Source organism: Prolixibacter denitrificans (assembly GCF_003014495.1).
GTDB classification, from domain to species: domain Bacteria; phylum Bacteroidota; class Bacteroidia; order Bacteroidales; family Prolixibacteraceae; genus Prolixibacter; species Prolixibacter denitrificans.
Genome location: NZ_PYGC01000007.1, coordinates 200,799 through 227,749, shown reverse-complemented (window position 1 = coordinate 227,749; position 26,951 = coordinate 200,799). Strand labels below are relative to the sequence as shown.

Below are 26,951 nucleotides of genomic sequence, written 5' to 3'. Positions count from 1 at the left end.
GGTTCACTTCTGGGCCAGCAATGGGGCAGTTGCTTCCAGCGGTTGGTCCTGCAAATTGGATGCATGTTCCATCAACAACAGCACGCCATGTTTCTCCCATCTCAAACGCAGATATTCCAATTGCCGTAAGTCGGTAGCATAGTATGCTCCCTGACGGAAATCAACCTTTTCGAATGGAACATTCGTCTCTTCGTCGAGCGCTGTTGTCCAGTCACCGGCAATGTGCCGGAGAAAGTCTGAACGGCGAAACATTGTCTGCAATGTTCCGTCGTTGTAGCAGCGTCGTGTATCGAGGAATCGTACTTCATCCGGCTGTGAACCGTATCCGTATTCCATCCGAAGGAACGAAGCCATCAGCAATTGCTGACCGTCGATGAGATACGATTGTTTCATCATACCTCCCTCTTCGGAGCTGCACTCCTCAATGAGGAATAACTTATCGTGGTAATACCAGGCCGTAATGTAACCTTCGGTTTCACCAATCAGCCAGTGCTTAACCAATCGCTGGGTGGCAGGGCTGTTTTTAAGGGATGTCTCGATTTCGATCAGCTTTTCAGGGGAATTTTGGGGGGAAGAATAATCATCCACAACACCGGCTTTCCCGGGGTAAGCAAAAAGAAATATAAAGACCATCATCCCGGTTATGGCTCTTTTCTTCATCATTGGGGTTTTAAAAGATGCCCGTTAGAATGATTGGCTTGAACGAGTATAGCCACTTAGTTTTCTTAGGTTTGAAAAAAGTTACGGCAAAAAGGAGGCACAATGCCAGAAAATCATTTAACAGTTATTAACAATTTCGGCAATTGTTAGAAATATATTGTTCAATTATAAGGAAATCAAGTGATAGCGGCGAGGCGATTGTTAATTACTTTTCGGAGTTGGAAGACGAATATTGCATTATTATGTCAATAAATTGACTCGGATTGAAGCGTCCGGTCTGTCGGAACTTCTCCCATCCGTCCATGCCCACAATGACATAAGTCGACTTATTTGGCTCTGTTTTAAAGCGTTTCCGGAGGGTTTCGAGTGCTTCGGGAGTAAGTTGGGCATGCAACTTTCCTGAATTTTTTCCCGTTAAGTCAATAAATACCAGTTTGTCCTGTTTGAATCGCTGAAAATTTTTGTCGATAGTTTGCTGAAAAGCCGGTTCTTCTTTCACCGGATCGGCCTTTAATTGATAGAGCACTACCACATTCGTCCACAGGTAGGGTTTCAAAGGATTGGAAGCGTCAGTTGTAACTGGGCGAAAAATGAAGAACACAGTAAAGGCAAGGAATAAAAGGAAAGGCTTATTCGGCATAACAGGTGTTGTTCAATTATTTTGAAAAGATACTAAATTCGGCAGATATTGTATCTGATGAATGTGTATTTTAACGATTGAAACGGAATTGTCATCATATCGCCGTAGTTGTTTGATATGGCGAACTTTTTCAACGAAAGAATCAATCAACCTCTAAACTAAGCCTATGTCTAACCGATTGTTTGTCCTCTCATTCATTGTTTTGATGTTCGTTTTGGGATGTCATCAACGGAAGAATACTACTAATTCCGAAAGCAAATCTCCAACAGTCAAAAGAGAATTGAAGCAGCCAGTACGCCAGTCCAAAGCCGATACATCCGGTATGGTTCACTTTGTTGGCGGAACGTTTATGATGGGCTCGGAAAAGGGCTTGTCGAATGAAAAGCCCGTTCATCAGGTAACGGTCAAATCATTTTATATCGATAAAACACCAGTGACAGTCGCTGAATTCAGGCGGTTTATAAAAAGCACCGGTTACATGACCGATGCTCAGAATTTTGGAGATGCGGGAGTGTTCAGTTTTCAGAAGAGACAATGGGAATTGGTTCCGGGGGCTACCTGGAAATATCCTTTTGGCCCCGATGGCCCGAAGGCTCCGGACAATCATCCGGTGACACAGGTCAGTTGGAACGATGCTTCGGCTTATGCCGAATGGGCCGGAAAACGATTGCCGTCGGAAGCGGAATGGGAATATGCAGCACGCTGTGGCGGAGAAAATAAATCGACGTACAGCTGGGGTGACAAATTGATTGTTGATGGTAAGTATCAGGCCAATGTATGGCAGGGCAACCAAATAACTGACCGACAGGGAGCTGATGGTTTCGTTTATACTTCACCGGTAGGTTATTATGGTGAAACTGCTTGCGGCCTGACTGACATGGGCGGTAATGTATGGAACTGGTGTGCCGATGTTTATGAAGCTTATCCAGGCGGTGAGTATACCGTTCAGCCCAATCAGAATGTGCGCGTCATTCGGGGTGGTTCATTCTTTTTCGATGCCAATGGCGCTTACAGCTATACCGTTTCGGCCCGGTCGATGAATTCGATTGAAACTTCGTTATTCAATATGGGTTTTCGGTGCGCAAGGAGCGGCGAATGAGAGCTAGCTGAATAAGAGAGCGAATTATCTATACATCTTGTCTTATAGAAACATGTCTTTTGAAGCATATAACTTATTAAAATCCTTGTACAGTTCCGGCTATATTCCTATCTTGCCCTTGGTGTGAAAAGGGAAAGCTACCTGATAATCAGGCGAGCTTTCCTTTTTGTGTTTGTTAGAGGTAATATTTAAACAATTGATCGTCCGATAGTTTAAAGTTACTTTATAATTCAAATTATTGTTGTATAAATAGTATTAGACTCAGATCCAAAAAAACAATCGACCATGAAGATTCAACGAGTAACACCACGCGAGTTATTATTTTTTCTGGCAGGAGTGCTGATTGTATTCCTGTTGGTGATTGCGTGGGAATGGAATGACATCAAGGATGTGATATCCAGTAAAGGAACGACCGATATCGAAAATATTCATTACAGAGAGTAATTTTTCATTTAGAGAACATCTTTCCCCCAAAAAAAACTGGCAGCAAGTTGCCTGGAAGTTTGGATACGTTCTATATATAGTTCTCCCGTACGTATTCTTCCTGATATAATACCTCTTTGTTTTCTAAAGAAGTACCCAATTATCTTGTAGGTACATCAATGGATTTTTGTTAGGTGTGGAGACAAATGATAAAGTCGGGATGCCGTCCGTCAGTGCCGGGAGGAAAATATTTGTTCTTCCGGTAAACAATCGTTATTTTCCATTTATAATCAATAGATGTAGTGCTTTCAGAAATCATTGAACGTGGCTGAATGGAAAAAATTCTGTTTGTAATGAATCCTGTTTCCGGAGGAATTGATAAGGATGAAACCATCCTTCGCATTCACTGGCTTTCGGTGAGGGAGAAATTTGACTTCAAGTTTCGGTACACAACCGGCGAGAATGATGATGAAACGTTGCAAGCCGAAATCGACTGGTACCGTCCCGACAGAGTTGTTGCCTGTGGTGGTGACGGTACGGTTTTGCTGGTTGCCAGAAACCTGATAAACACGGACATTCCGATAGGTATTTTGCCGTTAGGTTCGGCTAACGGATTGGCGACCGAGTTGACGATTCCTGAAATTCTTCCTGAAGCGTTGGAACTGGCCGTAAAGGGGCAGGTTTCACGACCGATTGATCTCCTTCGCTTTAATGAAAAATATCTGGGAATTCACCTGGGGGATATTGGTGTTAATGCGCTCATTGTGAAAAATTATGCCCAGTCAGGCGACCGCCGGATGGTCGGATATGCCAGGCATCTTTTCCGGGCTTTTCAGGAGAGCGAGCAGATGCAGTATACTATCAAAACGCCCGGGGAAACCTACAGGAAAGAAGGCTACATGCTGGCGTTTGCCAATGCCCGGAGGTTTGGAACCGGTGTTTATTTGTCGCTGAATGGCTCGATGTCTGATGGGCGCTTCGAAATATGTAATTTTCAGGAAATACAGCTCGAGGAGCTGATCAATCTCGGACTAACCAAGTTTGAGCTGTTTCTCGATGAAGAGATGTATTCTGATGTAATCAGCTGCAAGGAAGCAGAAATTGAAATCAATCGGGAGGTAGACTTTCAGATTGATGGAGAATACATAGGGAAAGTGGAACACTTAACCATATCGACGATAGAGTCAGCTGTCAGGATAATCGTACCAGGAGGTGAAGATGAGGAAGAAGAAACCGGTATTGCTTAGTTTTCATGCCATTTCAAACGGTAGCACGACCCTTGTGTTCGGGCAACTTATTTACAGTTATTACCGGAAGTTTTCGTTTACGGACTATTCCCGGATGGAAACCTTTCGCCGAATTGCTGCATTGTACCTGGCTAACCGTTGTCAACAGTGCAGGGTACAATTGGTGTTCGATTCGGCCACAATTGAAATGAAAACAGACCGGAATGGACTTTTCTTTGGTAAACGGAAATTCAGGAAAACACCAACATGCCTGAAGGAGGTCCACATTCTGGGACATACCGAAGTACATATTCCTGAGAATTTATTCACCCGGCAGGTTCGTCATCTCGATACACATATCCTGGTGATTTCAGACATCGACGATACCTTGATTCATTCCTTTATTTCGAAAAAGCTTTTGAAATTTAAGACGTTAATGCTGACCAGGGTCGAAAAGCGGAAAACCGTGGACAACGTGGTTCGATTGATCAACCGTTTGCACGAAGATGGGGCAGCACTGTTTTACCTATCGAATAGCGAACAGAATCTGTATCCGTTGATTTACCGTTTTCTGCGGCAGAATAACTTGCCACCCGGTCCCGTTTTTCTGAAACATTTCCGGAAAATGCGTCACGTATTAACCGGAAGAAAACTGCCACGAAAGGATTTGCATAAGCTGGAAATTCTGGAGGAGATCATTCAGCTTTTTCCGGCAAAGAAATTCATCCTGGTAGGGGACAACACGCAAAACGATTTAAGCATTTATATGCAGGCCGCCACCGATTACCCAAAGCAAATCAACGAGATCATAATTCGCAGGGCGGTGGAAAGTGAGCGAAATCAGCGAATTGTCTACCGGGTAAGTAAAGAATTAAAAGCGCGGGGAATTGGCTTACATTATGCCGGAAGCTTTCCCGAAAACCTGTTGCAGTAAACCCACACGCCAATGAATTGTATTAATTTCCTATCTTTCACAGGCCATTGATGAATGGCAGCCTTAACAGAAACTGAACCGGCACTCTCCTTGCCAGCGATGCGTGCCAAATTTTCTCGGGTATGCGAAAATTATTCCTTTTCCTTTTATTGATGAGCTTCATTTCCGGTTGCGAAAGAGAAGAGGAGTTTTCACTTGAGTGGACGCCCGGTGCATTTACAGTAAATCCCGATGCTTCGCCTGAGGCAAAACAGTTGCTGCAGCTGTTATACGATGTTAGTGGAAAATATACGTTGACGGGACAACACAATCACCCGGTGTTTATTTCCGGACGAACAGAGGAAGCCAAAATGCTGACCGGTTATTATCCGGCCGTGTGGGGACAGGAATTTGGCCAGAGTCTTCCCAATTCACTCGATGGCATTAATTTCCGGCAGCGAAACATGGAAGAAGCCATTCGTAAATATCACGAAGGTTTCGTGATTACCCTGATGTGGCATGCCATCCGACCGATTGATGATGAACCCGGAACTTTCGACGATAATGTGATGGCAAAAATGACCGATACACAATGGAACAAGCTGTTAACGCCCGGAACCAGGCTGCACAAGCGCTGGTGCCACCAGGTCGATGTCATTGCTGGTTATCTGGCAGAACTGCGCGACGCCGGTGTCCCGGTTTTATGGCGACCGTATCATGAGCCCAACGGTGACTGGTTTTGGTGGTGTGGCAATCCCGAAAGGTATAAAAAGCTTTACCGTATGCTGTTCGACCGCTTCGTCAATGTACATCATTTGAATAACCTGATTTGGGTCTTCAACGGAACAGAAATCCGGAACAACGTCAAGCCATATGCTGATTTTTATCCGGGTGATGATGTGGTAGATGTATTGGCAACCGATGTGTACAGTGAAAATTTCCAGCGTTCTGATTACGATGACTTACTGAAGCTGGCGAACGGAAAACCGATTGGTTTGGGCGAAGTGGGGAAGTTGCCACCGCCTGATACATTGGCTAAGCAGCCGAAGTACTGTTGGTTTATGTGCTGGAGTGGTTACCTGGCCGAAAAGAATAAAGCGGCCGACATCGATGCGGTGTACGATGCTCCCAACACGCTAACGTTGACCGAATGGAAAGAATTTGTCCGGGAGCATTCTACCCAGAACTAACCTTGTTCTTTCTTAACGATACTGAGTCCCAGCCGGATTTTATGGTAAGGAATTTCACCGTTTAATTGCTCATAAACTGGTTTCAATTCATGTTTCAAGCCAGGCGTGAGCAAGGCTTCTTCAATCTGCTGCAACTCCTTCCTGTCGAGAAACTCATGCAACGAAATATCGTAATCGCTTTCGTACAAATAGGCCAGATGGGAGCAAACCGTTACAATATTCAGGTTTAATCGTTCGGCTATTTCTTCCGGGGTATATCCCTTTTGCAGGAAGTCATACGTTTTTTGATAACGGTTGGTCGACTGCTTTTCATTGGTTTCGCCAAACTGGTTGAAATCCATGATGGCGCGAATGAAGATGAGTCCAAACTGTTCGTACTTGAACTCACCAACACCCGAAATCTGCCGCATGGCAAATTCAGTAGTCGGTTTGGAAGTCGCCATTTGTTTCAACGTAGCGTCGGAGAAAATGATGTAGGGTGGAACATTTCTTTCGGCAGCCAACTCTTTCCGGACGGTCCGTAAATGCTCGAACAATGCATTGTCCAGCTCTTCCACTTTGGTCTGAACCTGTTGTTTTTCCTGCTGCTGTTGCCAGCGGTTTTCCGCTTCTTCGGGTGAAACGAGGTTGATTTTCTTTCCGTCGAAAAGAACATCGCGGCTCAGCAGCGTTAATTTCAATTTGTTACTGTCGTTGTAAGCTACCTCGAACAAGCCCATGTTGAGCATCTGAAGCAGGTATTCCTGCCAGTCCCGGTAGGAGATATCACGGCCGGCGCCATATGTTTTGATTTCAGCCCAGCCGTTTTCAATCAATTCTTTTCGGGCTGACCCCCGAAGAATATCAATTAACAAGCCGGAGGAGACTTGCTCTTTTACCCTGGCAATGGCGGAAAGTGCTTTCTGTGCAATGACGGTACCGTCGAAAACAGCAGGCGGATTCTGACACACATCGCAATTGCCACAGTCCTTATCATACGCTTCATTGAAATAATTAAGCAGAACTCTTCGCCGACAGGTTCGTGCATCGGCAAACTGTTGCATGCGCTCCAGTTTTTGCGTTAGCAAATCCTTTTGCTTGCTCTCCTCGATGAACTGTTTCAGCGTAAGCACATCCCGGTAGGAGTAGAACAACAACGTATCCGCCGGAAGCCCATCGCGTCCTGCGCGTCCGATTTCCTGGTAATAGCTTTCGAGGTTTTTCGGGAGATTGTAATGAATTACCCAGCGAACATTCGGTTTGTCGATACCCATGCCGAAGGCCACGGTGGCGCAGACAATCTGCACCCGGTCGTTGATGAAATCATCCTGGGCTGTTTGTCGCGCTGTGTCAGGCATGCCGGCGTGATAGCTCACCGCATTCAACCCTTCACCATTGAGTTTGTTAGCCAGCTGCTCCGTTTGTTTCCGGCTCAGACAGTAAATAATGCCGGCTTGGTTCTTTCGTTGTGAAATGAACCGTTTGATGTTGGCAAATTTGTCCCTTCCGGGAAGAACTGAAATGCTCAGGTTCTCGCGGTCGAACGAACTAATGAATGTTTCCGGGTTTCGCAGGCCGAGTTGCTGCACAATGTCGCTTCGAGTGATGCGATCAGCGGTGGCAGTTAAGGCAATGATGGGCGCTTTGAATTCACGCGAAAGAAAGCTTAGCTGCGTATATTCCGGACGAAAATCGTGTCCCCACTGTGAAATACAATGCGCTTCGTCGACAGCAAACAGGCTGATGTCGATGGTTTTGATTTGGCGATAAAAATCCTGCGAAAGCAGTTTTTCCGGCGAAACATACAGTAACTTGATTTTCCCGGAAATCACATCCTTGAAGATTTGAACCGATTCAGCAGCCGAAATCGTTGAGTTCAGGTATGCTGCTCCAATACCATTGGCGCGCAGAGCGTCTACCTGGTCCTTCATCAGGGAGATGAGTGGTGAAACGACGATAGCTGTTCCTTTTTTAACCAGTGCCGGCAGCTGGAAGCAGAGCGATTTTCCACCGCCGGTTGGCATAATGGCAAGGCAATCGCGACCACCGAGCAACGACTGAATAATCTCTTCCTGTAAAGGCCTGAAGGTTTCGTAGCCAAAGTATTTCCTGAGGGTTTCGTATATCATGGATGTGAAAAATTCCCAAAGATACAATTCCTGATCTGTCTGGAAATGCCTTCGCCTTTTTTCTCGAAAGTGAATTTTGTTAATCGTCGTAACGTCCGGCAGAGAAATCAATCATCGCCTTCATTACGCCGTCTTCGTAATTAGCAACGGTGGCGTAAGCTTTGTCGGTTTCTTCAAACGGAAAATGATGAGTAACCATCGGTGTAACATCCATGGTACTATCGGCAATCAGGTCGAGTGCCGGGCGTGTGAAACCATTTTGTCGGCGAACATTTTGAATGGTGATTTCCTTCCGGCGAAGCTCGTCGACGGGGAAGGACCAGTGACTGAATTCCGGGATGCCAACAATCAGCAATGTTCCTCCGGGCTTCAAAAGCTGAATTGCCTGGTCAACCGCCTCCTGCTTTCCGCAACATTCAAAGACGTAGTCCAGCTGCAGCGGTTCCAGTCGGTTGATTTCGAGCACAATATTTGTTTCGTCCGGATTCCCCGTCCAGTTGGCACCGGTTTCATGGGCAATTTTCAGTCGGTGTTCCAGTTTGTCGGTCACATATACTTTTGCTGGTTCCTGAACCTGAGCTGGTAGCAATACACTCATCCCGATAGGTCCAAAGCCCAGAATTCCAATGGACTTTCCTCTCAAATCGCCGGCTAATTTGGTTGCGTAGTAACCGATAGCCAGCGGCTCGGAAATAACGGCTTCATCGAATCCCAGGCGGTTGTTGATGGGAAAACACGAGCCTTCAGGAATGACGATATATTCAGACAGGCAACCTTCAGCCTGACCGGGATTGCCCAAAAATTTAAGATTGCGGCAGGTATGCGGTCGTCCGGCTTCACACTGATCACAATGTCCGCATGGCATAGCCGGGTCGATAGCAACCCGATCGCCAACAGCAACATGCTTCACACCTTTGCCAACGGCAGCAATAATACCAGCTCCCTCGTGACCGGGGGTAAACGGATAGGAGATAACCTGACTTCCGATACCACCTTCTTTGTAATAATGCATATCGGAACCACAAACTCCCACGCGTATCATTCGTATCAAAACGTCTGTATCATTGGCTATTTCCGGCATTGGCCGTTCCTGTATTTCCATCTTTTCCTTACCGGTCAAAGCAAAGGTTTTCATGTATTTATTCATGGCGATCATTTTTCTGGTTCTCACTGTTGCCTTTCGTTGAAAAGATACTTTTCCCAGAGCTGAAATCAGAGATAAAAACTCAACCTACCGGAATCAGCAGGAAAATATATTTCTCGAAAAAGGCGTCTTGATGTATTTGGTACCTGTCAATCTTAATCGTTATCGATTAGGATAAGGTATGAAAAAAGACGCAATATCAAAGCATACGGCCTTGAAAATTGCGTCTTGAAATATTATCTGTTATAGGAATCAGGAAGAAACTCGCTTGCCAATGGTTTCCATTTCCAGTTCTTCCAGCGATTTGCCTTTGGTTTCGATTAACGCGAAGTGATAGAACAGGAGGCTCAGCAACGTAGCGGCAAAGAAGAAGGCGAACACCCATCCGACGCCAATTTTGGCAGATACAACCGGGAAAAGCAGGGCAATCACAAAGTTGAAGAACCAGTGTGAGAAAGAGCCGATAGCTGCGCCCCGTGAACGTACATTGTTCGGGAACATTTCCGATAGGATAACCCAGATAACAGCTCCCTGTGAAAAGGCAAAAAAGGCAATGTATCCAACCAGGTACGCCAGCAATTGGTATCCTGCATAATTGCCGGTAATGTATGACCAGGCAAATAATCCGAGGAATACCGACATGCCCGTTGCTCCGACATAAAGCAAAAACTTACGTCCGAAACGATCGATGAATATCATCGCGATGATGGTAAATGCCAGGTTCGTGACCCCAATCAGTACCGACTGGAACATTGCGGACTCACCGGAGAAACCGGCCACCCGAAAAATATCCGTCGAGTAGTACATGATGACATTGATTCCGGCCATTTGGTTAAACATCCCAACGGCAATTCCAATCAGGACCAACTTCAGGTACGGAGGTTTAAACATGAAAGAGTATTTCTTCATTACCTCCTGATTCAGCGAATCCTTGATCTGGTGCATCAGGGTTTCTGCATTTTCATGCGGATTAACCCTCCGTATAACGTGAAGTGCTTCTTCAACACGTTCCATTTTGACCAGCCAGCGGGGACTTCTTTCAATAAAGAACAGCAACAGGAAGTAAACACCTGACGGAATCGTTCCGGCCAGGAACATCCAGCGCCAATTGGCAGCTCCTATGCTATCGATGATGTAATTGGAGAAGAACGCCAACAAAATTCCGGATACGATAGCCAGCTGGTTGGTGGCCACCAAACGACCGCGCAATTTGGGTGGTGCAATTTCCGAAATGTACATGGGAGTCAGTACCGATGCACCTCCAACGGCAATTCCCCCGATTAAGCGGGCCGTAATGAAGACCGTGAGATTGGTTGCCAGGCCGGCTCCAATCATCGATAGCAGGAACATCACAGCCATCAGTTTCATCATCTGGCGCCGGCCGAAAATATCGCCCGGTTTTCCGATGAACAGCGCGCCAATGATACAGCCAACAAGCGCCGTACTGACGACCACGCCTTTCATCGCTTCGGAAAAACCAAAGAACTGCTGTACGTAAAATATGGTTCCGTTAATGACGGCAGTTTCAAATCCAAACATTAGTCCGCCCAGGGCCGCCACAAAGGTGACGAAGTACAAATGATTTCTCATGATTTGGGTAAGTCTATTGATTAAGCGCCTCAAGATAATGATTTTCGGAACAAGGAGCAGAACACTTTGGAAGATATGATTTTCAGTAAGATGAATATTTTTAAAATAAAAAACCTGCTTTCAGTGAAAACAGGTTTTAGTGCATGCGTAAGAACAATTATTTTATTGAGGGTACTCTTTGACTTCTTCGTCACAATGCCATTCCTCGGGACAAAATCTTTCGGTTTCCGAAAAGAAAAAGGCAGCTTCTTTCATCGCATTATCGTCACTGTCGGAGCCATGAACTGCATTGTGCGAAAGCGACTCGGCAAATAATTTCCGGATGGTACCTTCGTCAGCTTTTTCGGGATCGGTATTGCCGATGAGCTCCCGGAATTCGGTTACAGCGTTATCTTTTCTGAGAATGGCAGCCACAATCGGGCCTGATGACATATAGGTAACCAGTCCGTCGTAAAAAGGCTTTCCGCGGTGAACTTTGTAAAATTTGGCGGCCTGCCGAGCCGACAATTTCGTTAGTTTAAGTGCTTCCACCTTGAAACCGTGTTCAGTAATCATACCTAGGATGGGACCAATTAAATTCCGGCGAACGGCCCCCGGCTTAATCATCGTTAGCGTAGTATTTCCAGCCATGTAGATAAATTTAGTTGCGAATAGAAACATCCGTATCACCGATGAGTTCACCGGACACATTTATTTAGAACGGATGACAAGCGATATTTTTGCGAGAAAATCACTCCGATTTCTCTTCAATCAAAATTAGGAAATTGCGGAAACTGACCGTCAATAATGAGTTGCTGTTAAACATAGTATCGATATGTTGAAGAAATGATTTTATCCGAATTTTTAAAGGTCAATCCGGAGAACGTCCACTGAAATATTTCAAAATGTGCAGGTACGAAACAACCAATATTCCTATCTTTGCGTCTTACGTTTAAAAAGAGGTCAATTTTGAAGAGATTATCCCCTGAAACAATAGCGAAAGTTAAGGAAGTGTTGAGTGAAAATGTCCGGGACATCGTGATTATTCCACATGTAAATCCGGACGGTGATGCTGTTGGTTCCAGTTTGGGATTGTGGCGTGTTTTAAAGAACGCGGGTTACGCTCCAACGGTCATTTCTCCGACTGATTATCCTGCCTTTTTGAAGTGGGTGAGTGGCACCGGTGACGTAAAAGTATATGAGCACGAACCGGATGTGAGTCAGCAGATTCTGGAAAAAGCTGATTTGGTGTTTTTGCTCGATTTCAATGCTCCCGACCGGGCCGGAAAACTGGGACCACTCATTGAGAAAGTGACCAGCCCGATTGTGTTGATTGACCATCATCCCGCTCCGGCTGATGTGACGGAGTTGATGTTCTCGCATACCGAAGCCAGTTCGACCGCCGAGTTGGTTTACCGTTTTGTCGAAAGTCTCGATTTGTGTGAATACCTCGATAAAGATGCAGCGGAAGCACTGTTCACCGGTTTGTCTACCGATACCGGCTCTTTCAGCTATAACGCTTCGTCACCTGATATGTACGAAGTGGTGAGCCGCTTGCTGGAAAAAGGAGTGGATAAGGACCGGATTCACGATTTGATATACAATAATTTCTCGGCCGACCGGATGAGACTTTTGGGGTACAGCCTGGACCAGAAAATGAAAGTATTCCCGGAATACCATGCGGCCTATATTTCGTTGAGCATGGAAGAGCTGGAGCGATACAATTTTGTGCCCGGCGATACAGAAGGATTTGTCAATTATCCGTTGTCGATTAAGGGTGTTATTTTCACCGCATTGTTCACCGAAAAGGAAGACTTGGTGAAAATCTCGTTCCGTTCGAAAGGAGGTTTTCCCACCAACGAATTTTCCAACCTGCACTTTAACGGTGGGGGGCATATGAACGCCTCAGGAGGAGAATCAAAGTTGTCGCTGGCTGAAACCATTCAGAAATTCGAAGAGTTGTTGCCCGAATTTTCTGCTAAATTGAAAGATGAGCACAGGAAACTGGGAAATTGAAATCGGGGAAAGGAAATAGGCGAGATGCGCCGAATTTTAATAAATTAGCGCTGAATTTTTAAATCGGTCGGAAAGGAAATTAGAAAGACCGTAAAGCGGAAGTTTGAATAGTTAACGAATGAAATATATGAAACGTAGGGGTTTAAAGTTTTTATTGCTGGCTGTTGTATTGGGTGTAGGGTTTGTTTCCTGTAGCAAGACAAGCCGCCAGAAAGCCAGGGAACTGGAATTGGAATTGCGGGATAAGTACGTAGCCAAGTATTATCCGGATGCACAGCCTACTCCCTCGGGACTTTATGTCATCAAAGAGCAGGATGCTCCTGCCGGGGCGGATTCCATCGCTGTCGGTGACCAGGTAAAAGTATTCTATACCGGAAATTTGATTGAGAGTACCGATTCTACCGGAGTTCAGGACGGATACGTGTTTGACTCTTCAGGCAATTACGAACCATTTACTTTCACGGTAGGTGCCGGATCGGTAATTACTGGTTGGGAAGAAGCCATCCTGCAAATGAAAGAAGGTGAGAAGGCGGTATGGATTATTCCATCCACACTGGGCTACGGAGGAACGCCTCAATCGGGTGTCCCCGCTTATTCGACGCTCGTTTTCCATGTCACGGTCTACAAAGTGATAAAGAGCGACTCCAATCCGGTGATAATCGAAAGACAATTTTAAACACTGACCGCGGAACTTCACCGCGGTTTTTTTCAATCCATAAACTGACGACGTGACGCGCACGGATCTCATTAAAAAATTGCTGCCGGGTTTCATTCCGCTTTTTGTTTTTATCCTTGCGGATGAAATCTGGGGAACGAAAATCGGTATTGCGGTAGCGGTAGGCGTTGGACTAATCGAGTTAGTCGTAACCGGAATCAAGGAGCGCCGTCTCGAAAAGTTTGTGCTGATTGACACTGCTTTGCTGGTAGTGCTTTCGCTGATCTCCATTCTTCTCGATAACGACATCTTTTTCAAGTTGAAGCCGGCTTTGATTGAATTGATTCTTTGTGCGGTGTTGGGTGTTTCGGCTTTTGGCAAACTGAACATTGTGCAGATGATGGCTGGCCGTTACATGAAGGATGTCTCTTTCAATGAACAACAACAGGCGCAGTTTCAGCGGAATCTCCGGAACATGTTTTGGATTTTCCTGGTACATACCGGTCTGATTATTTTCTCGGCCTTTTACATGAGCGAAGCAGCCTGGGCGTTTATTAGCGGCGGGTTGTTTTACATTATTTTCGCCGTCTATTTTGTGATTGAATGGTTTCGAAACAAGCGGCAGCAGAGAAAAATGCCGGTTATTGCTGACGACGAAGAGTGGTTGCCGGTAGTGGACAAAGAAGGGAAAGTCATAGGGAAAGCGCCCCGATCTACTTGTCATAACGGTCAGAAGATTTTGCATCCGGTCGTGCATCTTCATGTTTTCAATCCTAAAGGACATATTTATTTGCAGAAGCGCCCGGAAGATAAACTGGTACAGCCCGGCAAATGGGATACAGCCGTTGGCGGACATATTTCGTTTGGCGAATCGGTTGAAACGGCTTTGAAGCGCGAAGCATACGAGGAAATTGGTTTGACTGATTTCCAGGCACGCCCGATGGCTAGTTACAAGTGGGAGACAGATGTGGAAGCCGAATTGGTGTACAGTTATACATCATACGATTACAAGAAAATCCGATTACACTCCGATGAAGTTACAGAGGGGAAATTCTGGAGCCGCTCACAAATTGAGAAGAATCTGGGCAAAGATGTATTTACACCTAACTTCGAATTCGAGTTTAAGATGATGGAACAATTGCGCGACCAGAACAGCGCATTAGCTTGATTCTATTGTTTTTGTGCAGAAAATGCTTTTTGACAGAAGGAAATAACTTCTTGTCTGCTATCCAGCAGCGACTTTTGTTTCTCTTTTGATAATCCAAACCGCAAACGAAGCCGGTTTCGAAACACCTTCCAACTGCGGATTAACCGGTAAGTAAAAACTCCGCTCAGTGGCATCGCGATAAGATAATGCACTTTCCACCATCCGGGAAACAGTCGTCCCAAAGTCAATAATTCAACCACATACATGGCCGAAAATGCCAGCATTCCCAACACGAAGTAGAAAGAACTGCGCATCTGCGAATCTTCAATTTTGTTGTTTACGTGATTTTTTAGAAGATAATGGGGAAGTGCATGATGCAGCCATCCAAACGCAATCATCGGAGATGCCAGTAGAAAGCCTGCACCAGTTAGAAATGCCTGGGCTGGTGTGAGCGGCTTTTTCTCCAGTGCATCTTCCTTTATTTTTTGTTCGTGCTTTAACCCTTCGTATTTCTGTACTTTATCCGTAAGTAACTGAAGAAAAGAATCGTCTTCTTTCGCAGCTATTTCCAGTTTCTGAATGGTCAGTTGGTCCGACCGAAAATGATTTTCCCAAGGGTGAGGTGAAAGATTTTCTTCTTTCAACATGGTTGCCCGGTACAAACGACGAATCGTTTCATAGAGTTCGTAATGTTCGGCATCCCGGATATCAATCATCAATGGCGACAATTTAGCCTGCAAAGCGTCCCGAAGTTCCAGTTGGGCCCGTTGCGGATTTCCCCGGTAGGAAGCCAGAAACTCACTTACCTGTAACGGTTTTCCGTAGTTGATTTGAAGAATGGATTGAGGCTCCAGGTAATCGCTGTAATAAATACCTACCGGGATGATGACCAAATCTTTTCCTAATCCACCGCTCTCTTCTGCCTGAAAGGCGATGCGGGGAACCGCTTTCTTGAGAGGCAGCAAAGTCCGCTTATCGGTGTGTCGTGCTTCGGGAAAAAGGCAGAGAGGCGTGTTGTGTTGTAGAATCTCGATGGTTTGCCGGAATGTTTTTTCATTCCTGCCCAGGTTTTCCACACCGTCACGAATCCGGTAAACCGGGATTATTTTCAGAAAACGTAAGAAAGGCCGATTAATTGCACTTTTGAAAATATCCGCCCTTGCGAGATAAACAATTTGCGAGGGAAGCGTACAAACCAATGCCAGCGGGTCCATTAATGCATTCTGATGGTTCGGGGCAAAAATGACGGGTTTGTCTTTAGGGATATTTTCTCTTCCGGTTACGATAACCTTTCGGTAGAAGAGCCGATGCGCCGTTTTGACAAATCCTCTGACAATATCATAACCGATGGAATAGCGATAAATCTTTCCCATAATTTCCTTATTTCCCTTCCGCGTGGCTGTGATGGTGAACATTCACCAATGGTTCTGCTTCGGCTTCGTCGTCTGTGACCGGTTTACGCGACCAGAACCACGACAGGCTCAAACCGGAGACAATGTGCCAGATGCCCCACCAGGCCGCAATGATGGCCATACCGCCGAGTTCCATGTCGGGCGGGAATATTTTGGGATTAAAGATGAGTGCCAGTCCCAGTCCGGAATTCTGGATACCGGTTTCGATGGCAATGGTTCGCCGGTCGGTCTGCGGCAGTTTCATCAGGCTGCTGGCGCTGTATCCGGTGACAAGGGCCAGTGCATTATGAATAAGCACGATAATGAAAATGAGATGAATAAACTGAATGAAGAATTCAAAATTCTTGGCCAGCGCAATCACCACAAAGGCAATGAAAATACCAACACTCAGCTTCCGGATGGGGCCTCTTATTTTAACCGTTAAACGAGGAAAACGGCGCGCGAAAATGAGTCCCAGCACCAACGGAATACCCAATAGAATGAATACTGTCTGGAACATCTGTCCCGAGTCGATATGCAACGGACGCAGCAACGCCTCGGCATCGTTACGGTTGTAGAAATGGGTATAAAGACTTCCCCAGAAGGCAAAGTTTAATGGCGTCATAAAAGTAGCTGAAAGGGTCGCAATAGCTGATAAACCGATGGACAGCGTCGTATTTCCCTTAGCCAGCGAGGAAATGAAATTGGAAATGTTTCCACCAGGGCAGGATGCTACGAGAATCATACCCAGGGCCACGGTTGGCGTCGGACGCAAAAAGAGAACCAGCAAATAGGTAAGTGCAGGCAACAGCAAAAACTGAGAAACAATTCCTGTTAAGGTCGACTTCGGTCGGGTAATAATTTTGCGAAAATCGGAAATATGAATATCCAGCGCAATACCAAACATGATAAAGGCCAGTGCGATATTTAGTGCCAGAATGCCGGCCGGACTAAAATGCAATCGCACGTGATCCAGAACTTCCAGAGAATCTTCAAACATTGGCTTAGACTTTCAGTGCCCAAATATATTGATTTGTGGCCAAAATCAAACGGCTGTTGTTAAGCAGGTATAGCCATTCAGTTTGAAATCAATCTTTATGAAGCAAAAAAATTGCCGGTCGCTTGTGCAGTTCAGGCAATCCTTTTCTCCATTGTGCCACCGTCTGCGTTTTGATGTATTCACTTTCCAGTGTGATGTCGGCGGCAATGCAGAGCCGCGTCTCGTCGTGACAAGCCTGTAAAATATCTTCCAGCAGCTTCGTATTCCGGTAAGGCGCTTCGATGAAAATCTGCGTTTGGTGCTCGGTGGCCGAACGGCGCTCCAAATCTTTGATAGCCCGCTGCCGTTCTCCTTTCGGGATGGGAAGGTAGCCCACAAAAGCAAAGTTCTGTCCGTTCATTCCCGATGCCATCAGCGAAAGCAAAATCGATGATGGTCCAACCATCGGAATTACCCGGATATCTTTTTCGTGAGCCAGTTTCACCACGTCAGCGCCCGGATCGGCTACACCGGGACAACCAGCTTCGGAGATAATGCCGGTATCGTTTCCGTTTAAGACGGGATGCAGAAAACGTTCCAGTTGTTTGCGGTCGGTATGTTTGTTCAGCTCCATGAACTCTAACGCGTCGATGTCGATATCGCGATCCAGCTTCTTCAGGTAGCGACGTGCGGTGCGCACATTCTCCACGATAAAAAAGCGGAGTGAACGCACCGTTTCAACTATATTGGCAGGTACTACGTTGCCTGGCTCGGTATCGCCAAGCGTAGTTGGTATAAGGTACAGATTAGCCATTTTCTTCATGGGCGCAAAGGTAGCGAAAAACAATATTTTCGCCGGCTTGTTTGTATGGATTGAAGTCGGTAACCGAATTTATGAAATACGTTCTCCGCTTTTTGTTTCTCCGCAATACCCAATTTTCTCTCGCAGTTATTGTCGGCTTACTCGCTCCGGCGGGTGCGGAAACATTACGCCCGTTGGTTTTACCGCTTTTGGCCATTGTGCTGGCTTTTTCCCTTACGGGGATAACCCTCAAGGAATTTTTCCCGCTGCGCAATCTCATTCGTCCCATGCTGTTTGGTATCTCAGCCAGTTATTTGGTGTTGGGAACGCTCATTATTTTGCTGGCCTGGTTGTTTACTCCTGAGAAGGAACTTTTCTGGGGATTTGTGATCATTGCAGCTGCACCGGCCGGAACGGGCGTCATTCCGTTTGCTTTTATCTTACGTGGTGACGTGGCTTTTGCGGTGTTTGGTGTATTGGGCAGCTACCTGGCATCGTTTATCCTGATTCCGGTAATGTTGATGGTTTTTGCTCCGGGCGTTTCTGTTTCTCCCGAAATTATTGGTCGTATTTTGGTCATCCTGCTCGTTATTCCCATGGTGGCTTCCCGCTTCCTGCTGGCGAAACCCATTCAAAAGCTGGTGTTTTACCTTCGCGGGAAGGTTGTCAACTTGGGATTTGCGTTGGTGATTTATACCGTCATTGGCTCCAATCAGGATGTTTTTTTGACCGACCCAATGTTGCTTTTGCCGGTAGCCGCCGTCACTTTTTTTGCTACTTTTGGAATCAGCCTTGCGGCAGATTGGGCTTTAAAGCGCTGGGCAAAGAAGCTGAACGGACCGAAGCAAATCAGTGGAATGTTGCTGGCTTCGCTGAAGAATAACGGATTTGCCATTGCTGTTAGCCTCACCTTACTGCCGCCGAGGGGCGGAATTCCTCCGGCCGTTATGGGGATGATGATGGTGCCTTACCTGATGTACCTGTCATTCCGCTACCGCGAAAAGTCGGGAGGATCGTAAAAAGTAAAATTCAACATGAAAATAACATTACTGGGAACAGGAACTTCGCAGGGAGTGCCGGTAATCGCCTGCAATTGCGAAGTTTGTCGTTCGATTGATTCGCGCGATAAACGCTTACGAAGTTCGATAATGATTGAAGACAACGGCACCCGCGTAGTGGTGGATGCCGGCCCCGATTTTCGTCAGCAGATGTTGCGGGAAAAGGTGCAAAATATCGATGCTATTTTACTGACCCACGAACATGCCGATCACATCTTTGGCTTGGATGACATCCGCAGTTTTAACTGGATTCGGAAAGCCCCCATCGACATTTACTGCGAAGCCCGGGTTGATAAGAACCTGCGCACCATCTTCGACTATGTTTTCTCGGAAGAAAAATATCCCGGCACGCCGCAGATGAACCTGGTGCCTATCAATGGCTCCGTTCTGAAGATTGGTTCGCTCGACATCATTCCCATTCGGGTGATGCACCACCGGTTGCCGGTTTACGGTTTCCGGGTAGGGAAATTTGCCTACCTCACCGATTTCAGTACGATTGCTGACGAAGAGTTGGAGAAGCTGCAAGGGGTAGAGGTGGTAGTGATTGACGCCTTACGGAAAGAATCGCATATTTCGCACCTGAGCCTGAGCGAAGCCATCGAGATCGTTGGGAAAATTCGTCCGCGCAAAGCGTACATCACACACATCAGTCACCAAATGGGCCTGCATGCTGAAGTATCAAAAGAGTTGCCCGAAGGCGTGGAGCTGGGATTCGATGGCGAGATACTGGAAATTGCTTGAGGTTACCGATTATTTGTTCGCTTTATGCGGATACGGTTTTGCAGGAACGGTAGCAGAACGACAAATCCGGCGGTGAAGAAGACCATGCCGGCAATTGCCAACGCGGAACCCAAAGAGAACTGGTCGGTGTACCAACCCAGGAACGGTCCGACGCCCGCAAAAATGATTCGGATGATAAAACTCCGTACAGACAACACAGTGGCCCGGTTAGCCGATGTGGTATACTGAATAATGTAATTCTTCAGAATGGGCGTGGCAATTCCCCTCACAAAGTAGAAGACCACCAGAATAGCGATACCCCAGGCCGTCATGTTCTGACTGATGGCGATGTACGAACCGGTAATAAATATCAGGATGAGGAATACCGTGTTTTTCCGCCCCAGCGCATTTTCAAACTTGTAAGCAATCATAGAAACCAGTCCGGCCAATAGGTTCAGTACGGTCCAAAGCACACCAAACATCGAGAGAGGAAGCGATATTTCCTTAAAGAAAGGTTGCACAAACCAGGCCATGGTGAGGGTAGCGGTGCCAATAACCGATGAATAAAGAATGGCTGTACGCAATTGTTTGTTTTCAATCAGCGAATGATTCACCACCTGGAAAATATCTTTCCATCCGGGTTTCACGTGACGGTCGTCGCGGGGAGGTTCTCTGAGCGAAATGGCCGCCGGAACGCCTACAAAAGCTACCAGTGTTTGTGCGTAATAGGGGTAACGCAAACTCAGCGTGGCCAGCAATCCGCCCAACACGCCGGCAATGGCTTCGGCAAAATTTCCGATGGAGGTTACGCGTCCTTCCAGTTTCAGGTATTCCGATTCCCGTTTTTCGGCTTTGAGTGAGTCATACAGCAAAGCCGAATCAGAGCCCGAGATAAGGCTTTGTCCGACGCCCAGCACCATTTCGGCCACTAAAAATTCGCCAAACCGGTACGAGAAGCTGTAAATGCCAAAGCCAATGGCCCCCATCACTGTACCGGCTACCAGCGTGGTTTTTCGTCCCCACACATCGGCAAAGTAACCGGAAGGTATTTCGAGCAGAACGATGGCAACGGAATAAATGGCCCGCAGGAAAAACACGTCGTGCATGCTGAGGCCGTTGCTTTGGTAAAAGGGGACGACAATGGGCATCACCAGCATGAACCATTTGGCGCACTTGATGATGTAAAGCCGGAAGATATTTTGGCTGTACGAGCTCCCCATGACGCGTGCAAAAATAACGAAGCTTCCGGTATGGCCAATTAAATTAGTATGATCATTACAGCGATAGGTTGTCGATGCTCATTCTGGTAGCGACGAGGGATATTACTGGCCACAGACGAACCATTCAAATTTCACGGCCTGCCTGGCTTCCGCCGGACAACTCGTTTGCGTTGAATGAAGTGACTGGCTGGCCGCAGACTATCCATTTGAATTAAATGGAGCATCTGGCTGCCGCTAGGTCGCTCATTTGAATTAAATGGAGTATCTGGCTGTCGCCAGGTTGTTCATTTGAATTGAGTGGAGTATCTGGCTGTCGCCAGGTCGCTCATTTAAATTAAACGGGGCACCTGGCTGACCACAGGCCATTCATTTGGGTTGGATGTAATACTTGGCTGGCGGGGAGCAATTCATTCACGCTGCATGAAGTACCCCTATTTGTATAGGTAATCCGCACACGCTGCACGGAATGCTCATATTGGCAGAGGCAGGCCATACCAGCTGCGTCGGGCAATTGTATTCCCGCGGATAAGGTAATACAACGTAGGTGGTAAGAAAGAGAGACGCCAGGCATGGCGTCTCTACGTGCGGTATGGTGGTCAACCAGAATTTATTTCTCTGTTTTCCAGCCCACATGTTTTTCAATGGCGGCAATCATTTTACCTGCAATGTCCTTGTTGGTTGCCGATTCGATGCCTTCCAGTCCGGGCGACGAATTGATTTCCAGCAGGAGCGGTCCCTTTGCCGAGCGGATAATATCCACGCCGGCTACTTTCAGGTTCATGGTTTTGGCCGCTTTTATGGCGATGCGTTTTTCTTCAGGCGTCACTTTCACCACCGAAGCCGTTCCGCCCTGGTGCAGGTTGGCCCGGAATTCGCCGGGAGCAGCTTCCCGCTGGATGGACGCCACCACTTTGCCATCAATCACAAAGCAACGAATATCTTTCCCATTGGCTTCCTTGACAAACTCCTGAACGAGAATGTTGGCATGCAAGCTCTTGAAGGCATTGATCACACTCTCGGCTGCCTTTTTGGTTTCGGTCAGCACAACGCCTTTTCCCTGTGTGCCTTCCAGTAACTTCACAATCAAGGGCGAACCACCTACCATCTTAATCAAATCAGAGGTATCGAGCGGCGAGTTGGCAAATCCCGTGGTCGGAATCTCCAATCCGTTTTGAAGCAGCAACTGCAACGAGAAAAGCTTGTCACGCGACTGACTGATGGCTGCCGCCGAATTGAGCGTAAATATCTTAAGCGCCTCGAACTGGCGGGTCAACGCACATCCGTAGAAAGTCTGGCTGGGCCGGATGCGCGGAATAACCGCATCCAAATCATTCAAAATCCGTCCTCCCCGGTAGTGAATCTCCGGATTAGTGGCATCGAGCTTCATATAACAGTGCCGAATGTTCAGGAAATGCATCTCGTGGCCACGCGCTTCGCCGGCTTCCATGATGCGCTGATTGCTGTAGAGGTTGGGATCAGAAGCCAAAAGCCCGATCTTCAAACCTTGTCGAGCCGGCTGATTTGGCTGGTATAACTCGTTCAGGTGTGCCGTTGATTTCTGACCAAACAAAAAGCGGGCTTCGGGGTCGACCAGCATACGGCCGCTCATTGCTTCGCGTCCGAGCAACATGCGGTAACCCATCGAGTCGCGGTTGGCTAGTGTCAGTTCAATTTCCCACGATGCCTCACCCAACGCTACAGATGTTTTAATCACATATCTGCGCTCGCTGATGCCGCTGGAACTCTTCACCGTACGGCGGTCGACGATTTCTGCCTCACAATGAACGGAGGTCTTTCCGTCATTCTGAATAGGAGGAATGTCGAAATTCACCCACGGTATACCCTCTTTCTTGAAAGGCTGAATGTTGATGGCATGAATGGAGGAGGTTTTGGCGCCGGAATCAACCCGGGCTTTAATGGCCGGAATGTTTAAATCAGGAAGAGAACACCATTCTTCGCTTCCGACAATAATCTTGTTTTCGTTTATCATGTTAAATCTTCATTCGATATTCAATTCATATATAGTCTGTAAATTCAGATTTTTTGCCTGAATATCGCTCTTCATCATATTGATAATTGGTTTTTTATAGTCGTTTCCCAACGACTGATTTGCAGGTGCAAATAAATCTTTTTTTTGGATTTCATGCGTGTTTTACGTTACCCTTACCATAAAAATGCTTAATTTTTTTCGCGCTTTTTCGTTTATCCCTTTACGGGAAATCAAAGGAGAAGTTCATGAACCAGACAATTCATTTGATTTAACCGATATAAACCTTCAGATAATGAGAAAATTAATTTTGCTTTTCCTGTTTCTTTCCAGTTTTATGAATATGTCAAAAGCTCAAACGCCGGTGGTTCCGGAACTCACCAAAGAAAAGGCAGCGCAATTTGCCGATCTGGTCCTGAAGAATGTCGACAAGATTTATCCGAACAAAATCAGTCATACCATGAACGGGCCCCAGGATGCACAGACGCCTAACCGATTGCATCCTGCTTTTTATGGATGCTTTGACTGGCATTCGGCTGTGCACGGTCATTGGTTGCTGGTTCGTTTATTGAAAATGTATCCCGATTTACCGCAGCGAAAGCAAATCATCGATGTACTCGATCGGCATTTTACGAAAGAGAATATACAAACCGAGGTTACCTATTTTCAGGCACCGGGGCGTGAAAGTTTCGAACGGCCTTACGGATGGGGATGGTTGCTCAAACTTCAGGCCGAATTGTTGACCTGGGATAATCCAAACGGAAAAGAGTGGGCGAATACACTGGCGCCATTGGCGCAGGAGCTCGTTCAACGTTACCATTTTTACCTGCCGGGATTGTACTATCCCATTCGGAGAGGTGTTCATGAAAATACGGCATTGGGACTACTGCTGGCGCTCGATTATGCCAACGTAACCCGGGATTCGACATTCGAAAACTTGCTGAAAGAAAGAGCGCTGTTTTATTATGAGAACGATAAAAATATTCCAGCGGCCTGGGAACCGGGAGGTGATGATTTCCTCTCGCCTTCGCTTATCGAAGCCGATTTGATGTTGCGCGTTCTCGACCGGGAAGCTTTTCAGGAATGGTTCCGGACTTTTATGCCGCAAATACCGGAATCGTTGCAACATCCGGCCGTTGTCAGCGACCGCGCCGACCCCAAAGGCGTACATCTCGATGGTCTGAACCTGAGTCGCGCGTGGTGCATGTTCGATATAGCGAAGGAATTTCCGCCGGAGAGTGTGATGGCTCGTCAGTTGATTCAAATGGCCCATCAACACGCCGCCGATGCCTTGCCACATGTGTTGTCGGAAAACTATGTTGGTTCGCACTGGCTGGCCACCTTCGCCGTTTACATGTACGATTCGATGGGAAAGATGGATTGATTTAGTGTTTGTCGGAAAAGTTTTCTGATAATAAGCAAATGTCACAACATGTTTTTGAAACTCATATTTTCAGGAGACTGAATATTCAAATCTGTTACATTTGCCGATGTTAAACTAATAAATCCAAAGGCATGAATCTATATTTTCCTGAAAACTACAAGCCACTTCTTGACTTGAAGAATACGGAGAAGGCTATCAAGTTTGTGAAAGATTTTTTCCAGGAGAACCTGTCTGCAGAATTGAGACTGAGAAGGGTGACAGCACCGCTTTTTGTTTTGAAAGGAACCGGCGTAAACGACGATTTGAACGGCGTTGAACGACCCGTTTCGTTTCCGGTAAAGGAATTCGACGACAAGGAGGCGGAAGTTGTCCAATCGCTCGCCAAATGGAAGCGCATGATGCTGGCGAAATACGGCATCCCGGTAGGTTATGGAATTTATACCGACATGAATGCCATCCGGGCAGATGAGGAACTCTCGAATATGCATTCACTGTATGTCGATCAGTGGGATTGGGAAAAAGTGATTACCTCGGAACAGCGATCGCTGAATTTTCTGAAAAAAGTAGTTCGGCAGATTTATGCTGTGTTGCTGCGGACGGAGTTTATGGTTTATGAAAATTATTCCAAACTGAAACCGTCGTTACCCGATGAGATTACATTTATTCATGCAGAAGAACTGGCCGAGCGTTATCCGGATTTGACGCCGAAGGAGAGGGAAGATGAGGCTGCCAAAGCCTACGGTGCCGTTTTTATTATTGGCATCGGCGGAACCATGGCAAATGGTGAGGTGCACGATGGACGAGCACCGGATTACGATGATTGGTCCACGTCCAATTCCGATGGATACAAAGGTTTAAATGGAGATATTATTGTTTGGAACAGTATGCTCAACCGTTCATTCGAATTATCGTCGATGGGAATACGTGTTGATAAGAAAGCGCTTGAAAAGCAGTTAAAATTGTCAGGCACGGAAGACCGCAAGCAATTGTTATTCCACAAGAAGTTGCTGAAGGGCGAATTACCGCTATCGATTGGTGGCGGAATTGGCCAATCACGTTTGTGCATGTATTTCCTCCGGAAAGCGCATATCGGTGAGGTGCAGGCCAGTTTGTGGCCGGAAGATATGGTGCAGCAGTGTGCTGAGCATAATATTGTATTGGTTTAAGGAATAAAATCAGACAAAATATCCCTGTTTCCCTTTAGAGAACGGGGATATTTTATATATTTGCAGCGCAAAATAAAGGATGGTCTGGTAGCTCAACTGGATAGAGCAGCAGCCTTCTAAGCTGCCGGTTGCGGGTTCGAGTCCCGCCTGGATCACAGAAAAGTCTGAGTTTTATAACTCGGACTTTTTTTGTATATTTTTATGTTATTTAGCGGGAATTATTTGAAAAGAATAATGCTAACTGCCATTAAATGAGAATGGATTGCGAAAAAAATCCTGAAAACTAAACAATAAAAGATTCAAATAAACGTAATATCTTTGAGAGAAAAGAAAATCCTTCTTCGCCGAAAAACCGTTCGATTATGAAAAAAATTCAGTTCAAAATAGCTCTCATCACTTTACTTCTGGGGGTAAGTGGCTTGCTAAAAGCTCAGGAAGTGGATGTTGCACAACTTCAGCGCAAGGCTGTTTCCAACGATCCGGTAGCACAATTTACGCTGGCAACTTACTATGAGGCCGGCCATGGAGTAGCTCGAAATGCGAAAGCTGCCCGGTATTGGTATTTTAAATCGGCGGAAGCCGGATATGAGAAAGCGGAGTACCGGCTGAGCCAGTTGTACCAGTTTGGTAAGCTTGGGCTTTCGAAAAATATTGATAGTTCGAGATACTGGCAGAAGAAGGCCGGCTATGATGGAAATTTGGATGCCCAGAAGGAGCTGTATCACCATTTTGACAAAGTACAGCCGGAAAGGGAAGCAGCCCTTTATTGGATGCGCAGATGTGCCGAAAACGGCGACAGTGTATACATGTACCTGCTGGCGAAAGCATACGCCGATAAGGAGTTTGGTGATAAAGAATCGGAGACCGAATCATATAACTGGTATCTGAAGTCGGCGGAAGCCGGATACCGGTTGGCACAGACCGAAATGGGAAATATATATCTGATGGGAATCGGCCGGAAAAAAGACTTTGGTCAGGCGATGGACTGGTTCAAGAAGGCTGCGGAGCAAAACGAACATGCTGCATTGTACAATATCGGTACGATGTATGAAAAAGGTGAGGGCGTAGAGAAAAATCATCGGCGAGCTTTCAGCTATTACAGAAAAGCCAGTGAAAATGGAGATGTAGTAGCCAAATTTTATATAGGAGTGAATTACGTGTTGGGTGACGTTGTCCGGCGTAACCTAAAGCAAGCAGCGAAATATTTCAATGAGTATTATGGGGAAGGAGATGATGAATTCCTGAAAAGTGAAGCGTTGAGATATTGGAAACGCTATAAACTGGATGACTTCCTGAGTAAGAATGAGGAGCGCTACATCGATTTAAAAAAGGAAAAAAGGGCAGACAAACCACGAAAGAATTCGCTTTTTTAGCATATTATTGATTAATAAATTTTCAAGGACGGCAAAAGCCGTCCTTTTTTGTTTTTTCTGATTCGAATGGTAGAACGCCGG

The 26,951-nt window shown here is 46.3% G+C and carries 24 protein-coding genes and 1 tRNA gene; 14 read left to right on the top strand and 11 right to left on the bottom strand.

Going from position 1 to position 26,951, the window contains the following annotated elements; all coding sequences use genetic code 11:
- Window positions 1-3: 3 nt before the first annotated feature.
- Together CLV93_RS14310 and CLV93_RS14305 are read right to left on the bottom strand one after the other, a co-directional pair.
- The gene (locus CLV93_RS14310; protein ID WP_146142033.1) at window positions 4-663 is read right to left on the bottom strand and encodes a hypothetical protein; all 660 of its coding nucleotides are present in this window, start codon (window positions 661-663) and stop codon (window positions 4-6) included.
- 202 nt (window positions 664-865) lie between these two features.
- On the bottom strand, window positions 866-1,216 hold the full coding sequence (locus CLV93_RS14305) for a DUF4174 domain-containing protein (protein WP_211297858.1): 351 nt from the start codon (window positions 1,214-1,216) through the stop codon (window positions 866-868).
- A gap of 250 nt (window positions 1,217-1,466) precedes the next feature.
- On the opposite strand from CLV93_RS14305, the gene CLV93_RS14300 reads away from it, so the two are divergent.
- The 5 genes from CLV93_RS14300 (at window position 1,467) to CLV93_RS14285 (ending at window position 6,151) form a co-directional block, all read left to right on the top strand.
- Window positions 1,467-2,399 carry a formylglycine-generating enzyme family protein gene (locus CLV93_RS14300; protein ID WP_211297857.1) on the top strand — a complete coding sequence of 311 codons (933 nt, stop codon included), beginning with the start codon at window positions 1,467-1,469 and terminating at the stop codon, window positions 2,397-2,399.
- A 285-nt stretch (window positions 2,400-2,684) separates the two neighbouring features.
- On the top strand, window positions 2,685-2,843 hold the full coding sequence (locus CLV93_RS20275) for a hypothetical protein (RefSeq protein WP_153637053.1): 159 nt from the start codon (window positions 2,685-2,687) through the stop codon (window positions 2,841-2,843).
- Window positions 2,844-3,154: 311 nt separating this feature from the next.
- The gene (locus tag CLV93_RS14295; RefSeq protein ID WP_106542876.1) at window positions 3,155-4,069 is read left to right on the top strand and encodes a diacylglycerol/lipid kinase family protein; all 915 of its coding nucleotides are present in this window, start codon (window positions 3,155-3,157) and stop codon (window positions 4,067-4,069) included.
- The gene (locus CLV93_RS14290) at window positions 4,041-4,982 is read left to right on the top strand and encodes a phosphatidate phosphatase App1 family protein (protein ID WP_106542875.1); all 942 of its coding nucleotides are present in this window, start codon (window positions 4,041-4,043) and stop codon (window positions 4,980-4,982) included. The genes CLV93_RS14295 and CLV93_RS14290 overlap by 29 nt, the downstream gene beginning before the upstream one ends.
- A 122-nt stretch (window positions 4,983-5,104) precedes the next feature.
- Window positions 5,105-6,151 (top strand): glycosyl hydrolase, encoded by a 1,047-nt coding sequence (locus tag CLV93_RS14285; protein WP_106542874.1) that lies wholly within the window; start codon window positions 5,105-5,107, stop codon window positions 6,149-6,151.
- On the opposite strand, the gene recQ is transcribed toward CLV93_RS14285, so the two are convergent.
- The 4 genes from recQ to ndk all read right to left on the bottom strand — a co-directional run bounded on the left by recQ (window position 6,148) and on the right by ndk (window position 11,623).
- Entirely contained in the window at window positions 6,148-8,259 is a 2,112-nt protein-coding gene (gene recQ, locus CLV93_RS14280) for a DNA helicase RecQ (protein WP_106542912.1), read from the bottom strand. The genes CLV93_RS14285 and recQ overlap by 4 nt on opposite strands.
- A gap of 79 nt (window positions 8,260-8,338) precedes the next feature.
- On the bottom strand, window positions 8,339-9,406 hold the full coding sequence (locus tag CLV93_RS14275) for a zinc-dependent alcohol dehydrogenase (protein ID WP_211297856.1): 1,068 nt from the start codon (window positions 9,404-9,406) through the stop codon (window positions 8,339-8,341).
- 249 nt (window positions 9,407-9,655) lie between these two features.
- Complete coding sequence (locus CLV93_RS14270) at window positions 9,656-10,993, bottom strand: sugar porter family MFS transporter (RefSeq protein WP_106542873.1); 1,338 nt, start codon at window positions 10,991-10,993, stop codon at window positions 9,656-9,658.
- 162 nt (window positions 10,994-11,155) lie between these two features.
- On the bottom strand, window positions 11,156-11,623 hold the full coding sequence (gene ndk / locus CLV93_RS14265; protein WP_106542910.1) for a nucleoside-diphosphate kinase: 468 nt from the start codon (window positions 11,621-11,623) through the stop codon (window positions 11,156-11,158).
- A 318-nt stretch (window positions 11,624-11,941) separates the two neighbouring features.
- Here ndk and CLV93_RS14260 point away from each other — a divergent pair, with 318 nt between their 5' ends.
- The 3 genes from CLV93_RS14260 to CLV93_RS14250 all read left to right on the top strand — a co-directional run bounded on the left by CLV93_RS14260 (window position 11,942) and on the right by CLV93_RS14250 (window position 14,811).
- Entirely contained in the window at window positions 11,942-12,988 is a 1,047-nt protein-coding gene (locus CLV93_RS14260; RefSeq protein ID WP_146142032.1) for a DHH family phosphoesterase, read from the top strand.
- A 127-nt stretch (window positions 12,989-13,115) separates the two neighbouring features.
- The gene (locus CLV93_RS14255) at window positions 13,116-13,664 is read left to right on the top strand and encodes an FKBP-type peptidyl-prolyl cis-trans isomerase (protein WP_170108959.1); all 549 of its coding nucleotides are present in this window, start codon (window positions 13,116-13,118) and stop codon (window positions 13,662-13,664) included.
- Window positions 13,665-13,716: 52 nt separating this feature from the next.
- Window positions 13,717-14,811 carry an NUDIX domain-containing protein gene (locus tag CLV93_RS14250; protein ID WP_106542870.1) on the top strand — a complete coding sequence of 365 codons (1,095 nt, stop codon included), beginning with the start codon at window positions 13,717-13,719 and terminating at the stop codon, window positions 14,809-14,811.
- A 2-nt stretch (window positions 14,812-14,813) separates the two neighbouring features.
- Here the strand turns inward: CLV93_RS14250 and CLV93_RS14245 are convergent, their stop codons facing one another.
- The 3 genes from CLV93_RS14245 to CLV93_RS14235 all read right to left on the bottom strand — a co-directional run bounded on the left by CLV93_RS14245 (window position 14,814) and on the right by CLV93_RS14235 (window position 17,983).
- Window positions 14,814-16,163, bottom strand: a complete 1,350-nt coding sequence (locus tag CLV93_RS14245) for a 1-acyl-sn-glycerol-3-phosphate acyltransferase (RefSeq protein WP_170108958.1) — start codon at window positions 16,161-16,163, stop codon at window positions 14,814-14,816.
- Window positions 16,164-16,170: 7 nt separating this feature from the next.
- Window positions 16,171-17,181, bottom strand: coding sequence for a bile acid:sodium symporter family protein (locus CLV93_RS14240; protein WP_174821590.1), 1,011 nt, complete (start codon window positions 17,179-17,181; stop codon window positions 16,171-16,173).
- An 88-nt stretch (window positions 17,182-17,269) separates the two neighbouring features.
- Window positions 17,270-17,983, bottom strand: coding sequence for an SAM-dependent methyltransferase (locus CLV93_RS14235; protein ID WP_170108957.1), 714 nt, complete (start codon window positions 17,981-17,983; stop codon window positions 17,270-17,272).
- 71 nt (window positions 17,984-18,054) lie between these two features.
- On the opposite strand from CLV93_RS14235, the gene CLV93_RS14230 reads away from it, so the two are divergent.
- Together CLV93_RS14230 and CLV93_RS14225 are read left to right on the top strand one after the other, a co-directional pair.
- Window positions 18,055-18,981, top strand: coding sequence for a bile acid:sodium symporter family protein (locus tag CLV93_RS14230; protein ID WP_146142031.1), 927 nt, complete (start codon window positions 18,055-18,057; stop codon window positions 18,979-18,981).
- A 15-nt stretch (window positions 18,982-18,996) separates the two neighbouring features.
- Complete coding sequence (locus CLV93_RS14225) at window positions 18,997-19,761, top strand: MBL fold metallo-hydrolase (RefSeq protein WP_106542867.1); 765 nt, start codon at window positions 18,997-18,999, stop codon at window positions 19,759-19,761.
- A 2-nt stretch (window positions 19,762-19,763) separates the two neighbouring features.
- Here CLV93_RS14225 and CLV93_RS14220 read toward each other — a convergent pair whose 3' ends face one another.
- Both CLV93_RS14220 and rimK read right to left on the bottom strand, forming a co-directional pair.
- Window positions 19,764-20,960 carry an MFS transporter gene (locus CLV93_RS14220; RefSeq protein WP_106542866.1) on the bottom strand — a complete coding sequence of 399 codons (1,197 nt, stop codon included), beginning with the start codon at window positions 20,958-20,960 and terminating at the stop codon, window positions 19,764-19,766.
- Window positions 20,961-21,567: 607 nt separating this feature from the next.
- A complete protein-coding gene (rimK, locus tag CLV93_RS20685) occupies window positions 21,568-22,950 on the bottom strand; it encodes a 30S ribosomal protein S6--L-glutamate ligase (RefSeq protein ID WP_170108956.1) in 1,383 nt (460 codons plus the stop codon).
- 292 nt (window positions 22,951-23,242) lie between these two features.
- Here rimK and CLV93_RS14210 point away from each other — a divergent pair, with 292 nt between their 5' ends.
- The 4 genes from CLV93_RS14210 to CLV93_RS14195 all read left to right on the top strand — a co-directional run bounded on the left by CLV93_RS14210 (window position 23,243) and on the right by CLV93_RS14195 (window position 26,870).
- Window positions 23,243-24,331, top strand: a complete 1,089-nt coding sequence (locus CLV93_RS14210) for a DUF2891 domain-containing protein (RefSeq protein WP_106542906.1) — start codon at window positions 23,243-23,245, stop codon at window positions 24,329-24,331.
- Between the two features lie 131 nt (window positions 24,332-24,462).
- Complete coding sequence (gene asnA, locus CLV93_RS14205; RefSeq protein ID WP_106542865.1) at window positions 24,463-25,497, top strand: aspartate--ammonia ligase; 1,035 nt, start codon at window positions 24,463-24,465, stop codon at window positions 25,495-25,497.
- A gap of 81 nt (window positions 25,498-25,578) precedes the next feature.
- Window positions 25,579-25,652: transfer RNA gene (locus CLV93_RS14200), tRNA-Arg, on the top strand.
- A 207-nt stretch (window positions 25,653-25,859) separates the two neighbouring features.
- Window positions 25,860-26,870: a tetratricopeptide repeat protein gene (locus CLV93_RS14195; protein ID WP_106542864.1), complete on the top strand. Its 1,011-nt coding sequence runs from the start codon at window positions 25,860-25,862 to the stop codon at window positions 26,868-26,870.
- Window positions 26,871-26,951 lie beyond the last annotated feature (81 nt).

Coding starts and splice junctions, on each gene's coding strand:
- CLV93_RS14310 (WP_146142033.1), bottom strand. CDS start 663: ATGATGAAGAAAAGAGCCATAACCGGGATGATGGTCTTTATATTTCTT.
- CLV93_RS20275 (WP_153637053.1), top strand. CDS start 2,685: ATGAAGATTCAACGAGTAACACCACGCGAGTTATTATTTTTTCTGGCA.
- CLV93_RS14300 (WP_211297857.1), top strand. CDS start 1,467: ATGTCTAACCGATTGTTTGTCCTCTCATTCATTGTTTTGATGTTCGTT.
- CLV93_RS14285 (WP_106542874.1), top strand. CDS start 5,105: ATGCGAAAATTATTCCTTTTCCTTTTATTGATGAGCTTCATTTCCGGT.
- CLV93_RS14275 (WP_211297856.1), bottom strand. CDS start 9,406: ATGAATAAATACATGAAAACCTTTGCTTTGACCGGTAAGGAAAAGATG.
- rimK (WP_170108956.1), bottom strand. CDS start 22,950: ATGATAAACGAAAACAAGATTATTGTCGGAAGCGAAGAATGGTGTTCT.
- CLV93_RS14245 (WP_170108958.1), bottom strand. CDS start 16,163: ATGGGAAAGATTTATCGCTATTCCATCGGTTATGATATTGTCAGAGGA.
- CLV93_RS14210 (WP_106542906.1), top strand. CDS start 23,243: ATGAGAAAATTAATTTTGCTTTTCCTGTTTCTTTCCAGTTTTATGAAT.
- CLV93_RS14240 (WP_174821590.1), bottom strand. CDS start 17,181: ATGTTTGAAGATTCTCTGGAAGTTCTGGATCACGTGCGATTGCATTTT.
- CLV93_RS14225 (WP_106542867.1), top strand. CDS start 18,997: ATGAAAATAACATTACTGGGAACAGGAACTTCGCAGGGAGTGCCGGTA.
- CLV93_RS14295 (WP_106542876.1), top strand. CDS start 3,155: ATGGAAAAAATTCTGTTTGTAATGAATCCTGTTTCCGGAGGAATTGAT.
- CLV93_RS14270 (WP_106542873.1), bottom strand. CDS start 10,993: ATGAGAAATCATTTGTACTTCGTCACCTTTGTGGCGGCCCTGGGCGGA.
- CLV93_RS14220 (WP_106542866.1), bottom strand. CDS start 20,960: ATGGGGAGCTCGTACAGCCAAAATATCTTCCGGCTTTACATCATCAAG.
- CLV93_RS14255 (WP_170108959.1), top strand. CDS start 13,116: ATGAAACGTAGGGGTTTAAAGTTTTTATTGCTGGCTGTTGTATTGGGT.
- CLV93_RS14235 (WP_170108957.1), bottom strand. CDS start 17,983: ATGAAGAAAATGGCTAATCTGTACCTTATACCAACTACGCTTGGCGAT.
- CLV93_RS14195 (WP_106542864.1), top strand. CDS start 25,860: ATGAAAAAAATTCAGTTCAAAATAGCTCTCATCACTTTACTTCTGGGG.
- recQ (WP_106542912.1), bottom strand. CDS start 8,259: ATGATATACGAAACCCTCAGGAAATACTTTGGCTACGAAACCTTCAGG.
- CLV93_RS14230 (WP_146142031.1), top strand. CDS start 18,055: ATGAAATACGTTCTCCGCTTTTTGTTTCTCCGCAATACCCAATTTTCT.
- asnA (WP_106542865.1), top strand. CDS start 24,463: ATGAATCTATATTTTCCTGAAAACTACAAGCCACTTCTTGACTTGAAG.
- ndk (WP_106542910.1), bottom strand. CDS start 11,623: ATGGCTGGAAATACTACGCTAACGATGATTAAGCCGGGGGCCGTTCGC.
- CLV93_RS14290 (WP_106542875.1), top strand. CDS start 4,041: ATGAGGAAGAAGAAACCGGTATTGCTTAGTTTTCATGCCATTTCAAAC.